Annotated in this window: 11 protein-coding genes; 1 reads left to right on the top strand and 10 read right to left on the bottom strand. The window is 70.8% G+C overall.

What is annotated here, in order from left to right:
* Positions 1-79: 79 nt before the first annotated feature.
* Both MK786_RS03550 and murC read right to left on the bottom strand, forming a co-directional pair.
* Positions 80-1084, bottom strand: coding sequence for an FtsQ-type POTRA domain-containing protein (locus MK786_RS03550; protein ID WP_241110840.1), 1005 nt, complete (start codon positions 1082-1084; stop codon positions 80-82).
* A gap of 6 nt (positions 1085-1090) precedes the next feature.
* Positions 1091-2509 (bottom strand): UDP-N-acetylmuramate--L-alanine ligase, encoded by a 1419-nt coding sequence (murC, locus tag MK786_RS03555; RefSeq protein ID WP_241110841.1) that lies wholly within the window; start codon positions 2507-2509, stop codon positions 1091-1093.
* Positions 2510-2665: 156 nt separating this feature from the next.
* Between murC and MK786_RS03560 the strand changes: the two genes are divergently transcribed.
* Positions 2666-3037, top strand: coding sequence for a GntR family transcriptional regulator (locus MK786_RS03560; RefSeq protein WP_241110842.1), 372 nt, complete (start codon positions 2666-2668; stop codon positions 3035-3037).
* 6 nt (positions 3038-3043) lie between these two features.
* Here the strand turns inward: MK786_RS03560 and MK786_RS03565 are convergent, their stop codons facing one another.
* From MK786_RS03565 to rsmH, 8 genes are all read right to left on the bottom strand, one after another.
* Positions 3044-4129 carry a glycosyltransferase gene (locus tag MK786_RS03565; protein ID WP_241110843.1) on the bottom strand — a complete coding sequence of 362 codons (1086 nt, stop codon included), beginning with the start codon at positions 4127-4129 and terminating at the stop codon, positions 3044-3046.
* Positions 4130-4249: 120 nt separating this feature from the next.
* The gene (ftsW, locus tag MK786_RS03570; RefSeq protein ID WP_241110844.1) at positions 4250-5518 is read right to left on the bottom strand and encodes a putative lipid II flippase FtsW; all 1269 of its coding nucleotides are present in this window, start codon (positions 5516-5518) and stop codon (positions 4250-4252) included.
* A complete protein-coding gene (murD, locus tag MK786_RS03575; protein ID WP_241110845.1) occupies positions 5469-7022 on the bottom strand; it encodes a UDP-N-acetylmuramoyl-L-alanine--D-glutamate ligase in 1554 nt (517 codons plus the stop codon). The genes ftsW and murD overlap by 50 nt, the downstream gene beginning before the upstream one ends.
* Positions 7019-8131, bottom strand: coding sequence for a phospho-N-acetylmuramoyl-pentapeptide-transferase (mraY, locus tag MK786_RS03580; protein ID WP_241110846.1), 1113 nt, complete (start codon positions 8129-8131; stop codon positions 7019-7021). Before mraY ends, murD begins: the two co-directional genes overlap by 4 nt.
* A complete protein-coding gene (gene murF, locus MK786_RS03585) occupies positions 8128-9543 on the bottom strand; it encodes a UDP-N-acetylmuramoyl-tripeptide--D-alanyl-D-alanine ligase (RefSeq protein WP_241110847.1) in 1416 nt (471 codons plus the stop codon). The genes mraY and murF overlap by 4 nt, the downstream gene beginning before the upstream one ends.
* A 25-nt stretch (positions 9544-9568) precedes the next feature.
* Entirely contained in the window at positions 9569-11350 is a 1782-nt protein-coding gene (locus MK786_RS03590; protein WP_241110848.1) for a penicillin-binding protein 2, read from the bottom strand.
* Between the two features lie 4 nt (positions 11351-11354).
* A complete protein-coding gene (locus MK786_RS03595; protein ID WP_241110849.1) occupies positions 11355-11969 on the bottom strand; it encodes a hypothetical protein in 615 nt (204 codons plus the stop codon).
* Positions 11966-12919 carry a 16S rRNA (cytosine(1402)-N(4))-methyltransferase RsmH gene (gene rsmH, locus MK786_RS03600; protein ID WP_241110850.1) on the bottom strand — a complete coding sequence of 318 codons (954 nt, stop codon included), beginning with the start codon at positions 12917-12919 and terminating at the stop codon, positions 11966-11968. Before rsmH ends, MK786_RS03595 begins: the two co-directional genes overlap by 4 nt.
* Between the last annotated feature and the right edge of the window lie 25 nt (positions 12920-12944).

Genomic DNA, 12944 nt, shown 5'->3' on the forward strand with positions numbered 1-12944 from the left:
AGGTAAGCGGATGCCGCCACCCGGCCGGGACCGGGGTGGGCGTGTCGCGACATCCCGTCCGATAACGGTGTCGTGAAGGTCAGCGGATGACGATCGCCGTGGGGGACGACACGTCGTAGACGCTCACGCCGGCGGGCGGACGCGACACCATCGCCTTGCCGAGGGTCAGCGCCTTCATCGGAGAGTCGTCGGCGCTCCCCCACACCACGGTCGTCCTCGTGCCCCCGAGACGCAGGCTCACGTCGTCGGGGGTCGAGGCCGTGACGCCCGTGACCTGCGAGCGGATCTCCTCAGGCAGCGCGTGCATGATCCGCCCGGCCGCGGTGAACGCATCGGACGAGACGCCGCCGCGGATGTCGAGGAGCGGCACGCCGGTCATCGGGGTCTGCGTGGTGGACAGCGCGACACCCGCAGCATCGACCAGCGTGTAGCCGGCAGGAGACTTGATCAGGCCGATCGGCAGACGCTCAACGATGCGCACGACGAGCTCGTGCGGCGGCCTCGCCTCGAGCGTGTACGACTGCACGAGCGGGAAGGTGACGAGCGCCGCCTTCACCTCGCTCTCATCGACGAGCGGCAGAGGCGTGCCGAGCTGGTCGCCGAGCGCAGCCCGCACGTCGGCTTCGTCGAGCTGCTGCACGCCCTCGACGGTGATGGTCTCGACGGCGAACAGCGGACTGTAGGCCGCGCCGATCGTCGCAAGGGCGAGGATGAGGAGGGAAGCCGTCACGCCGATCCAGACCGCACGTCGTCGTCGCTGCCGGGCCGTGAATCGCCGAACCTCGGCACGCAGGGCCTTGCGACGGGCGCGCGCGGCACGCCACACCTCACGGATCCCCACCGCGTCGTCGGCGAAGGAGGCGTCCGAACCGTTCGTGTCGCCCGCCGAGGGCGGGAGCGGGACGGGGGCGACGCGGCCGGCGCCGCCGCTCGCTTCAGCAGGGTCGATCGGGATGACCGCCGCGTCGCCGCCTTCCTCGACCGCTCGTTCGGTGTCCTCGACGGCTGACGCCGTGTCGCCCGCAGGGGCGGCACGCCGTGTCTCGCCGCTGACGGGCGGCGGGAGCGGCGAGGGCCGGCGCATCCGGTGCTACTCCCCCGGGTTGTCGAGAGACGGGGAGCGCTCGAGGGCGTCGAGCACCTGCGGGATGATGAGGTTGACGTTGCCGCAGCCCAGGGTGATGACGTAGTCGCCGTCACGGGCGACCGACGCGGCGTAGTCGGCCGCTTCCTGCCAGTCCGGCACGTAGTGCACGTGAGCAGGGTCGGCGAAGGCGCCGCTGACGAGCTCGCCGGTCACACCGGGCACCGGATCCTCGCGGGCGCCGTAGACGTCGAGCATCACGGTGTGGTCGGCGTGCGTCTCGAGCACCTCCGCGAACTCGCGGTACATCTCCTGCGTGCGCGAGTACGTATGCGGCTGCTGGATCGCGATGATCCGGCCCTCCCCGACGACCGTGCGCGCGGCCGCCAGCGCCGCGGCGACCTCGGTCGGGTGATGGGCGTAGTCGTCGTACACGCTGACGCCGCGCTTCGTGCCGTGCAGCTCGAAGCGGCGCACCGTGCCGGCGAACTCCTCGACCGCGCGGACGGCGGGCTCGAGCTCGAAGCCGAGGCTCAGGAGCACCGCGACGGCGCCGGTGGCGTTGATCGCATTGTGCGCACCGGGTACGGGGAGCCGGCCCTCGGCCGTGACGCCGTCGTGGCTGATGGTGAACGACACCGGCCCCTCCGTGCGGATGTCGGCCACGCGGACCGCGGCGTCGGATGCCTCGCCGAAGGTCACCACGCGCTCGTGCGTGAGCCTCTCGGTGACGAGGCGCGCACCCGCATCGTCGGACGAGATGACGACGGCCTCGCGGGCCTCGTTGCCGAAACGGGCGAAGGCGTCGTAGAACGCGTCGGCGGAGCCCCAGTGGTCGAGGTGGTCGGGGTCGACGTTGGTGATGAGCGCGACCGACGTGTCGTAGAGGAGGAACGTGCCGTCGGACTCGTCGGCCTCGATGACGAAGAGGTCATCGGTGCCGCTGCCGCTCGACACCCCGAGCTGGGCGATGACGCCGCCGTTGACGAACGTGGGATCGGTGCCGAGCGTCCGCAGCGCGGTGACGATCATGCCCGTCGACGTCGTCTTGCCATGGGCACCCGCGACCGAGACGAGCCGGCGGCCGCCGATAAGCCAGTAGAGCGCCTGCGACCGGTGGATGACGTGCAGCCCGCGCTTCTTGGCCAGCACGAACTCGGGGTTCTCCGGCCAGATGGCCCCGGTGTGCACGACGGTGTCGACGTCGTCGCCCAGGTTCGCGGCGTCATGCCCCACGTGCACCGTGGCGCCCAGCGCCGCCAGTTCCCGGAGGCCCGCGCTGTCCGCCCGGTCCGAGCCCGAGACGCGGATGCCGCGCGCGAGGAACATGCGGGCAAGGCCCGACATGCCGGAGCCGCCGATGCCGATGAAGTGGGCGGCCTCGATGTTCTCGGGGATGGGCAGGGTGAGGTCAGGTCTGATCATGACCCGTCAATCCTAAGTTGGGGTCGGGATGCCGTGGCCCCGGCGCGCCCGTCGCCCTTCGCGATCGAGCATGCGCGGAGCCTTCCCCCGACGATCGTCTCGTGCCATGGCCGCGCTACCGTGGGCCACACGAGCACCACCTGCAGGAGGTCCCGCATGATCACCATCGACTCCGCGTCGCCCGTGCCGCCGTTCGAGCAGCTGCGCGGCGGATTGGTCGACGCGATCTCGTCCGGCGAGCTCGCGGCGGGGCAGCGCCTGCCCACGGTGCGACGACTCGCCGAAGACCTCGGCCTGGCAGCCGGGACCGTCGCGCGTGCGTACCGCGAGCTCGAGGCATCCGGTGTGATCGAGACCCGCGGACGCAACGGAACGTTCGTGTCGTTCAGCGGCGATCCCGCGCACCAGGCCGCACAGCAGGCGGCGACGATGTTCGCCGAGCAGATCCGCAGTCTGCGCATCGACCACGACGAAGCGCTCGCTCTCGTCGCCGCAGCGCTGCGCGGCGGTCGTCCGGAGGGCGTCTGACCCCGGTCAGCGCCCGAGGGCCATGTCGATGAGCGCGATCACGTTCTCGGTGCCGCTTCGAGTGCCGACGGATGCCGCGGCCGCCGCCATGGCTGCGCGACTGCTCTCGTCCGCCAGCAGCGGCACGATGTCGCTGCGCACCCGGTCGCCCGTGAAGTCGGCGTCCGCGATGAGGATGGCCGCGCCGGCGCGGACGGCGGACGAGGCGTTGAGCGCCTGCTCGCCGTTGCCGACGGCGTACGGAACGTAGACGGCGGGGATCCCGAGCGCGCTGATCTCACTCACCGTCGCGGCGCCGGCGCGCGACACGATGAGGTCGGCGAGGGCGAACGCGAGGTCCATCCGGTCGACATAGCGGCGCACGGCGTAGCCGGGCTCGCCCGGGTCGGTGAGCGTCGACCGCTCCCCCGTCACGTGCAGCAGCTGCCAGCCTGAGGCGAGCACATCGCGCCAGGCGGCGCCGTGGCCCTCGCCGAACGCCTCGTTGAGGCGCTGAGCGCCGAGCGAACCGCCGAAGACCAGCAGGACGGGGCGGTCGGCGTCGAGCCCGAAGTACGCCGCCGCCTCGGCCCTGCGGGCGGCGCGGTCGAGCTCGACGATCTCGCGACGCAGCGGCATCCCGACCACGCGGGAGCGCTTGAGAGGCGTGCCGTCGAAGGCGACGCCGACGGCGGCCGCGGTGCGCGCGCCGAGCACGTTGGCGAGACCCGGCCGCGCATTCGCCTCGTGCACGACGAACGGCACGCGCGCGCGGCGGGCGGCGACGTAGGCGGGCGCCGACGCGTAGCCGCCGAAGCCGACGACCACGTCGACGCCGCGCGTGACGATGTGCGAGCGCACCTGGTTCACCGCCCGCGGGAACCGCACCGGGAAGGCGGCGGCCGCCGAGTCGGGACGACGCGGGAAGGGCACCTTGTCGACGAAGAGCAGCTCGTAGCCGCGCTCGGGCACGAGCCGGGCCTCGAGGCCTTCGCGGGTGCCGAGCACGAGCACCTCGGCGCCGGGATCCTGCGCCCGCAGCGCATCGGCCACGGCGAGAAGAGGATTGACGTGTCCGGCGGTGCCGCCGCCGGCGAGCAGATACGTCGTCACCCGACGAGCCTAGTCGCCCGGTCGGGCGCCCGAAGCCGCCCGGTCGGGCGCCCGAAGCCGCCCGGTCGGGCGTGGATACGCTCGTGCCCCGACGGCCGTCGGTGCGTGGCGGCCGCAGCGTCAGCGGGCTGCGCGGGCGGCCCGTGAGGCGCGTGCCGCCTCGATCGCGGCTTGGCGCTTGGCCACCGCCGCGGGCAGGGTGCGGGCGAACGACAGCAGCACGCCCGACGCGACGAGCACCGAGACGAGCGACGTGCCGCCCTGTGACATGAACGGGAGCGGCACGCCGAGCACCGGGAAGACGCGGAGCACGACGCCGATGTTGATGAGCGCCTGGCCGACGATCCACACGGTGATGGCGCCCGCGACGATGCGCACGAAGGGGTCATCGGTCTTGCGGATCACGTGGAACGCGCCGACGGCGTAGAGCGCGAAGAGGGCGAGCACGACGGCGCAGCCGATGAGGCCGACCTCTTCGCCGACGATCGCGAAGATGTAGTCGTTCGCGGCGGCGGGCAGCCAGTCGTACTTCTCGCGCGAGTTGCCGAGACCCAGGCCGAAGACGCCGCCGTTCGCGAGCCCCCAGATTCCGTGGAGCGGCTGGTAACACGAGTCGAGGTAGTCCGCGATGCAGTTCTGGTCGAGGAAGCTCATGATGCGCCGCATGCGGTTGGGGCTCGTCACGGCGAACACCGCCATGCCCACGATCGCGAGGATGAGCGGGATCACGAAGAGTCGCAGCTTCACGTTCGAGAAGAAGAGCGCGCCGAGCAGGATCAGCACGAGCACGATCACGGTGCCCAGGTCGTGACCGGCGAGCACCGTCGCGAACACCGCGACCGACACCGGCACGATCGGAATGAAGACGTGCTGCCACTTGCTCAGCAGCGTCTGCTTGCGGAAGAGGATGAATCCCAGCCACAGCGCGAGTGCGAGCTTGAGGAACTCCGACGGCTGGGCCTGCATGCCGGCGATGTTGATCCAGTTGCGATTGCCGTCGTTGTCGACGCCCAGCGGCGTGAACACCAGCAGCTGGAACGCCGTCGCGACGATCAGCGCGGGCCAGGCGATGCGCTTCCAGAACGACACCGGCACGCGGCTCGCGATGAACATCAGCGGCACGCCGATCATGGCGAAGATCGCCTGCTTGAGCACGGCTTCATACGGAGGCAGCCCGGCGGCGGTCGCCACGGCGGACGTGGCCGACAGGATCATCACCAGCCCGAAGAACGTCAGCAGCAGCGCAGTCGACGAGATCAGCAGGAACTCGCTGGGCACCGGGGCGAACACGCGCCCCAGCGACACCCGCGCGGCGAGGCCGCCGCCGCGGAACGAGGCGTCAGGCGGCGTCGTCGGGGTCTGACGGGTCCGCGACTGCGTCGTGCTCATCGCCGGCCCCCGTTCCGATCCGTTCCCTCACCGCCGCCGCGAAGCGGCGGCCTCGGTCCGCGTAGGACGCGAACTGGTCGAAGGATGCCGCGGCGGGGGCGAGCAGAACGACGTCCCCGTCACGCGCGATCCCGGCCGCCAGTTCGACGACCCGCGTCATGACCTCTTCAGTCTCTGCGTCGTCCACCTCCCAGACGGGCACCGCGGGGGCGTGTCGCTCGAACGCGGCGACGATGGCCGTGCGATCCGTGCCGATCACGATCGCGGCCTTGGCGGTCGCGCCCCGCTCCGAGACCAGTGCCGCGATGTCGACGCCCTTCAGCAGACCGCCCACGATCCACACGGCCCCCGGGTAGGCCGTCAGCGACGATGCCGCCGCGTGCGGGTTGGTCGCCTTCGAGTCGTCGACCCATGTCACGCCGGCGTGCTGTGCGACGACCTCGATCCGGTGGGGATCGAGGCGGAAGCCGCGCAGGGCGTCGCGGATGTCGGCAGGGGCCACGTCGAGCGAGCGGGCGAGAGCCGCTGCGGCGAGGATGTTCGCCGCGACGTGCGGCGCGGCGAGGCCGAGCTCGGCGAGCTCGGACACCGTCGTGAGCTCCAGCGCGCTGGTGCGGCGGTCCTCGAGGAACGCGCGGTCGACGAGGATCCCGTCGACGACGCCGAGGTCGCTCGGCCCGGGCACGCCGAGGTCGAAGCCGATGGCGCGTGCGCCCTCGACCACCTCGGCGTCTTCGACCATGGCGCGGGTCGCGGCATCCGCTTTGTTGTACACACATGCGACCCGCGTGTTGTCGTACACGTGCGCCTTCGCGTCGCGGTACGCCTCGAACGAGCCGTGCCACTCGAGGTGGTCGTTAGCGAGGTTGAGGCACACGGCGGCGTACGGCGAGAGCGGTGCAGGCCCGTCCTGCAGGCCGAGGTACCAGAGCTGGTGGCTCGACAGCTCGACGACGAGGGCGTCGAAGCCGTTCGGATCGCGCACCGCGTCGAGCACCGGGGTGCCGATGTTGCCCACCGGCGCGGCGCGCAGTCCGCCGGCGACGAGCATCGACGCGGTCAGCCGCGCGGTGGTGGTCTTGCCGTTCGTGCCGGTGACCAGCACCCACTCGGCGGGCGTGCCGTCCGGCCGCGTGACCTTGTCGCGCACGCGCCATGCGAGCTCGATGTCGCCCCACAGCGCGACGCCCGCGTCGCGGGCCCACGAGATGAGCGGATGCCCCGGCGCGAAGCCGGGCGAGGCGACGACGACCTCGGGCGCGAAGTCCGCGAGCTCCTGCGGCACGGCGTCGAGCGCGCCGGTCCAGAGCCGGGCGCCGATCACCGGCACCAGCCTCGCGTACTCCTCGTCGGCCTTCTCGCTCACGACGAGCACCTCTGCGCCCAGCTCGGCGAGGGTGTCGGCGACGGAGAAGCCGGTCACCGAGAGGCCGAGCACGGCGACCCGCAGCCCCTTCCAGTCTGCGTACCAGCTGGTGAGCGTGTCGAGACGCTGTGGAGTCATGTGCGCGAAAGCCATTCGACGTAGAAGAAGCCGACGCCCGACACGGCGAGCAGACCGGCGATGATCCACATGCGCACCACGATGGTGACCTCGGACCATCCCCGCAGCTCGAGGTGGTGGTGGAACGGGCTCATGAGGAAGAGTCGCTTGCCGCGCGTGACCTTGAAGTACAGGCGCTGCAGGATCACCGAGCCGGGGCCGATGATGAAGACTCCGGCGACGAGCACGGCGAGCAGCTCGGTGCGGGTGAGGATCGCCATCGCCGCGATCACACCGCCGATCGCCATCGAGCCGACGTCGCCCATGAAGACCTTCGCCTTCGGCGCGTTCCACCAGAGGAAGCCGACGAGGGCGCCGACGAACGCCGCGGAGATGATCGCGAGGTCGAACGGGTCGCGGGTCGGGTAGCACGCGGCCTTGGCCGCCTCCGAGAGGCCGTCGCCACCCCAGCACGCCTGGTTGAACTGCCAGAACGCGATGAGGCTGTACGCGCCGGTGACGAAGATGCCGGCGCCGGCGGCCATGCCGTCGAGCCCGTCGGTGACGTTGACGCTGTTCGAGAAGGCGACGCCGATGAAGGTGATCCATGCGAGGTACAGAATCCATCCGGCGATGAGCCCGAAGGTCATGAACCCGAGGACGGGGACATCGCGGAAGATCGAGACGTACGGCGATGCCGGGGTCTCGTCGAACCCGTTCGGGAACATCAGCGCGACGACGCCGAACGGCACCGTGACGATCACCTGGCCGACGACCTTGCGCCAGCCGCTGAGTCCCATGAAGCGCTGCTGTCGCACCTTCATGTAGTCGTCGATGAAGCCGACCGCGCCCAGGCCCACCATCATCCAGATGACGAGCAGGCCCGAGACGGTGGGCGGGTTGTTGCCGACCATCCCGCCGACGAGGTAGCCGACGATCGTGCCGACGATGAAGATCGTTCCGCCCATCGTGGGTGTGCCGCGCTTGGCCTTGTGATTGGGGTTGCGGATGTCTTCCGGCGTGCGGATCACCTGTCCCCAGCCCCACTTGCGGAAGAGCCGCAGGAAGACCGGGGTGAGGAACAGCGTGAATGCCAGCGAGATCGCGGCTGCAGTCAGGAGTGATCTCACGAGAACGATTCTCCCAGACGATCGCCGAGGAACCGCAGACCCGCCGAGTTCGACGACTTCACCAGAACCCGGTCGCCGTCGCGCAGCTCGCCCTTCAGGTACTCGAACGCCTCGTCGGCGGTCTCGAAGAAGACGGCCTCGGCGTCCCACGATCCCTGCGCGACGGCTTCGAGGTACATGCGACGGGCGTCCTGGCCGACCACGACGATCCGTTTGATCCCCAGGCGCACCGCGAGCAGGCCGACGCGGTCGTGCTCCTCCTCGGCGTGCTCGCCGAGTTCGCTCATGGCGCCGAGCACGGCCACGGTGCGCTCGCCGGGGCCGGTGATCTGCGCGAGCGTCCGCAGTGCGGCGGCCATCGAGTCGGGGCTGGCGTTGTAGGCGTCGTTGATGATGCGCACGCGGTCGGACCCGAGCGGCTGCATGCGCCAGCGCTCCGCGATCTCGACGGTCTCGAGCCGGGTGACGCAGTCCTCCAGCGAGACGCCCAGCGCCGTCGCTGCGGCGATGGCAGCCAGCGCGTTCATCACGTGATGCTCACCGAGCACACGCAGCTTCAGGGGCGCGGTCACGCCGCCGGCGGTGACCTGGAACGAGGTTCCGGATGCCGTCACCACCACGTCGTCCGCGCGCACCTGCGCGTCGGGCCCGCGGCCGAACCAGAGCACGTCGACGCCGCGCTCGGCGGCGATCTTCGCCATCGCGGCCACACGGGCGTCGTCGGCGTTGAGCACCGCCAGCCCGCCGGGGCGGATGGAGCGCACGAGCTCGGACTTCGCCAGGAAGGTCGCCTCGATGCCCCCGAATCCGCCTGCGTGTGCCATGCCGACCATGAGCACGATGCCGATGTCGGGCTCGACGAGACCGGCGAGCCGGGCGATCTCGCCGGGAGCGCTCGCGCCGAACTCGCTCACGAGGTACTTCGTGTCTCCGGTCACGCGCAGCATCGTCAGCGGAGCGCCGACCTCGTTGTTGAACGACGCCTTGGGCGACACCGTCTCACCCTCGCCCTCCAGGATGCGGGCGAGGAGGTTCTTGGTGGTCGTCTTCCCGTTCGAGCCGGTGATCCCCACGGCCCGCAGCGCGCCGCGGTCGCGGACCTGCGCGACGACCGTCCGGGCCAGGTCGGCCAGCGCGTCCACCGCGGAGGGCACCACGATCTGCGTCAGGGTCGCCCCTTCGACGGGGTGCTCCACGATGGCGACGGATGCGCCCGCCTCGGCCGCGGCGCCGACGAACAGATGCCCGTCGGTCTCCTCCCCCGGTTTGGCGACGAAGATGTCTCCGCGGGCGATCAGGCGGGAGTCGGTGTCGACGGTGCCCGACACGACGGTCTCGAACGAGTCCCCGTCCGCGAGGACGGCCTGACCCCGGACGGCACGGGCGAGCTGGGCGATGGTGAGGGGGATCATGTGGTCTCCGGCCGGATCGGAAGCGTCACCCGAACTTGGGCAAAAGCTTCGGCGCCGTCGTCGAGGGCATGACGCGATAGGTCTTGAGAACCTGGGTCATCGCCTTCTGGAACGCGGTCGCGTTGGCCGCAGACGATGTTACCTTTTTGGGCTCGTCGAGCGTGACGACGACGACGTACTCGGGGTCGTCGGCGGGCGCGAATCCCACCATCGTCGTGTAGTAGACGCCCGCCTTGTAGCCGCCCTTGCCGTCCGACTTCTCACCGGTTCCGGTCTTGCCTCCGATGCGGTAGCCGGGGATCTCGACCGCCTTGGCGTACGGTGCCTGCAGGAACACGTTCTCGAGCATCGCGCGCACCTGCGCGGAGGTCGACTCGCTGACCACGCGGGTCGGCTCGGGAAGCTCGGGCTCGACCACCGTGCCGTCCGCCGTGGTGCAGGACTCGATCAGCGACAGCGGCATGCGCAGCCCGCCGTTGGCGATCGCGCCGTAGGCGCCGGCGAGCTCCGGCATCGTCGTGGTGAGGCCCTGGCCGAACGACGTGTTGTAGGTCGTCTGCGCGCCCCACTCTTCGACCGGGTGGATGTCGCCGGACTCCTCGCCGCTGAACTGCACGGCCGATCCAGACCCGATGCCGAACTTCTTGAAGTACTCGTAGCGCGTCGAGGACGGCACCCGCTCGCTGAACTTCGAGATGCCGGCGTTCGACGAGTCGATCAGCACACCCGCCAGCGTGTACGTGTACGCCGGATGCTGGAACGCGTCGCGCACACGCGCCCCACCGGGGAAGTTCTCGAGGCTCGACGCCACGACGGTCGAGGCCGGCGTCTGCCCACCGGCGTCGATGACTGTCGCTGCGGTCAGCGCCTTGAACGTCGAGCCGGGCTCGAACGTGCCCTCGAAGATCTTGCTGCCTCGGACTCCCTCGACGGCGCCGGGCTCGTTGGGGTCGGCGGTGGGGTACTCGGCCGCGGCGCGGATCTTCCCGGTCGACGTCTCGACGACGAGGATGGCCCCGCGCTCGGCCCGCATGTCCTGCACCTGCTCGCCGATCAGCTGCTGCAGGTACCACTGCAGATCGCGGTGGATGGTCAGCTCGAGCGTGCCGCCGTCGACGGCATCCTGCTGCACCTTCGTGCCCGGGATGATGACGCCGTCCTTGCCCTTCTGATAGGCGCGCTTTCCGTTGGTGGCCGTGAGGCAGTCGTCGTACGACTTCTCGAGCCCTTCGAGCGCGTCGCCGTCGGTGCCGACGAAGCCCACGAGGTTGCCCGCGACCGCTCCGTCGGGGTAGGCGCGCGCCGGGTGCTGGAGGCACACGATGTAGGGCGTGCCCAGGTCCGCGAGTGCTCGGAACTGCTCGGTCGACACCCCGCGCTCCAGCTCGGCGTACCGGCTCCCCGGGTCGGCGGCGAGGGCGGCGCCGACGATCTCGCGCACGGCGTCGGGAGTCGTCTCGAGGATCTCGGCGACATCGTCCGACACCTCGGCCCAGAGCCGGGAGTCCGACTTCTCGTCGAGCACCTGCGCGTCGATCTGCGTGATGAGCAGCGGGTCGAGCTGGCAGTCGTACTCCAGGATGCTGCCCGCCAGCGTCTGCCCGGTCTCGTCGACGATCTGCCCGCGCGTGCCGTAGAGCGTCTGCGAGCCGCGCAGCGCGATCTCCAGCGAGTCGGCGACGTGCTCGTCGGCGTTGACGACCTGGATGTCGACGAGTCGCACCATGAAGCCGGCGAGGACCGCGAGGACGACGGCCAGTGCGACGACGGTCCGGCGGCGCGGGCTGCGGGTGCTGCGTGTCGTCATGGAATCAGTGTGTGCTCGGCGTGGGGAGTCCGTCGGTGACGGGAGGCGGAGTGTTGCCGACTCCGCCGTCGCCGGCTCCCGTGCCGGCGTCGACCGGAACCACCGGCTTTCCGCCGATCGTCGCGTCCGGCTCCGTCACGAGCGGCGTGTCGGTGATGAGGGCGTTCGGCACCGCACCACGGCCGATCGCGTCGACCGACGAGGATCCGAGTGAGATCTCTCCCGCCCCCAGGAGCGCACCGTCGCTGAGCCGGAGGTAGCTGGGCGACTCGTCGATCACCATGCCCAGCGCGGCCGCGTTGGCCGCGAGGTACTGCGGCGAGCTGAGACCCGCGACGTCGTCGTAGAGGATCTGCTTCTCGTAGGTCAGGTCGCGCTGCTGCTGCGTGAGCGTGGACAGCTCGTAGGAGCTCTGGGTCGTCATGATCGACAGCACCATCTGCGCACCGGCGATGAGGAAGGCGCCGAGCACCGCGACGACGCCGTAGAGCAGCTTCGGACGACGGCGGCGCGCCGGTGCCTCGACGACGCGCAGCCGGCGATCGGGCCGCCCGCCGCGTTCGGGGGTGATCGCCGGCGCGGTCGCGGCGACGGTGGCCAGTGCGGTGGCGGTGCTCATACGTCCTCCCGCACCCGCTCGGCCGCGCGCAGGCGCACGGGGGTGGCACGCGGGTTGACCGCGCGTTCTTCGTCTGATGCCAGTTCGGCACCCTTGACGAGGAGCTTGAATTTGGGTGCGTGCTCGGGCAGTTCGACCGGCAGCCCCGAGGGCGCGGTGGAGGCCGAGGCCTCGGCCAGAGCTCGCTTGACCAGGCGGTCCTCGAGCGACTGGTACGACAGCACGACGATGCGGCCGCCCACCGGCAGCGTGCTCAGGGCCGCCGGGATCGCGCGCTCGAGCACCGACAGCTCGCGGTTCACCTCGATGCGCAGGGCCTGGAACACCCGCTTGGCCGGGTGGCCGGTCCGCTGAGCCGCGTACGGCGTGGCTGCGACGAGGATCTCCACCAGACGACCGGAGCGCTCGATCGGCGCTTCGGCGCGCGCGGCGATGATCGCGCGGGCGTAGCGACCGGCGAGCTTCTCTTCGCCGTAGCGCTCGAAGATGCGTCGCAGGTCGCCCTCGCCGTAGGTCGCGAGGATGTCGGCAGCCGTCGTGCCGGCGGACTGGTCCATGCGCATGTCGAGAGGGGCGTCCTGCGAGTAGGCGAAGCCGCGGTCTGCGACGTCGAGCTGCAGCGACGAGACGCCGAGGTCGAACAGGATGCCGTCTGCCGCGGCGTAGCCCGATGAAGCGACGGCGTCGGCGATGCCGTCGTAGACCGTGTGCACGAGCGTGACGCGGTCGCCGAAGCGCGCCAGGCGCTCGCCGGCGATGCGCAGAGCGTCGGTGTCGCGGTCGAGGCCGACGAGACGGATGCCCGGAAAACGCTCGAGGAAGGCCTCGGAGTGGCCGCCCATGCCGAGCGTCGCATCGACGAACACGGCGCCGTCGCGCTGGAGCGCGGGGGCGAGCAGCTCGGCGCAGCGCTCGAGAAGGACCGGGGTGTGGATGTCACGGAGGTTCATATCGTGCGGGCCATGCCCCTCGGTC

Origin of the sequence: Microbacterium sp. CFH 31415 (assembly GCF_022538185.1) — a bacterium.
GTDB lineage: Bacteria > Actinomycetota > Actinomycetes > Actinomycetales > Microbacteriaceae > Microbacterium.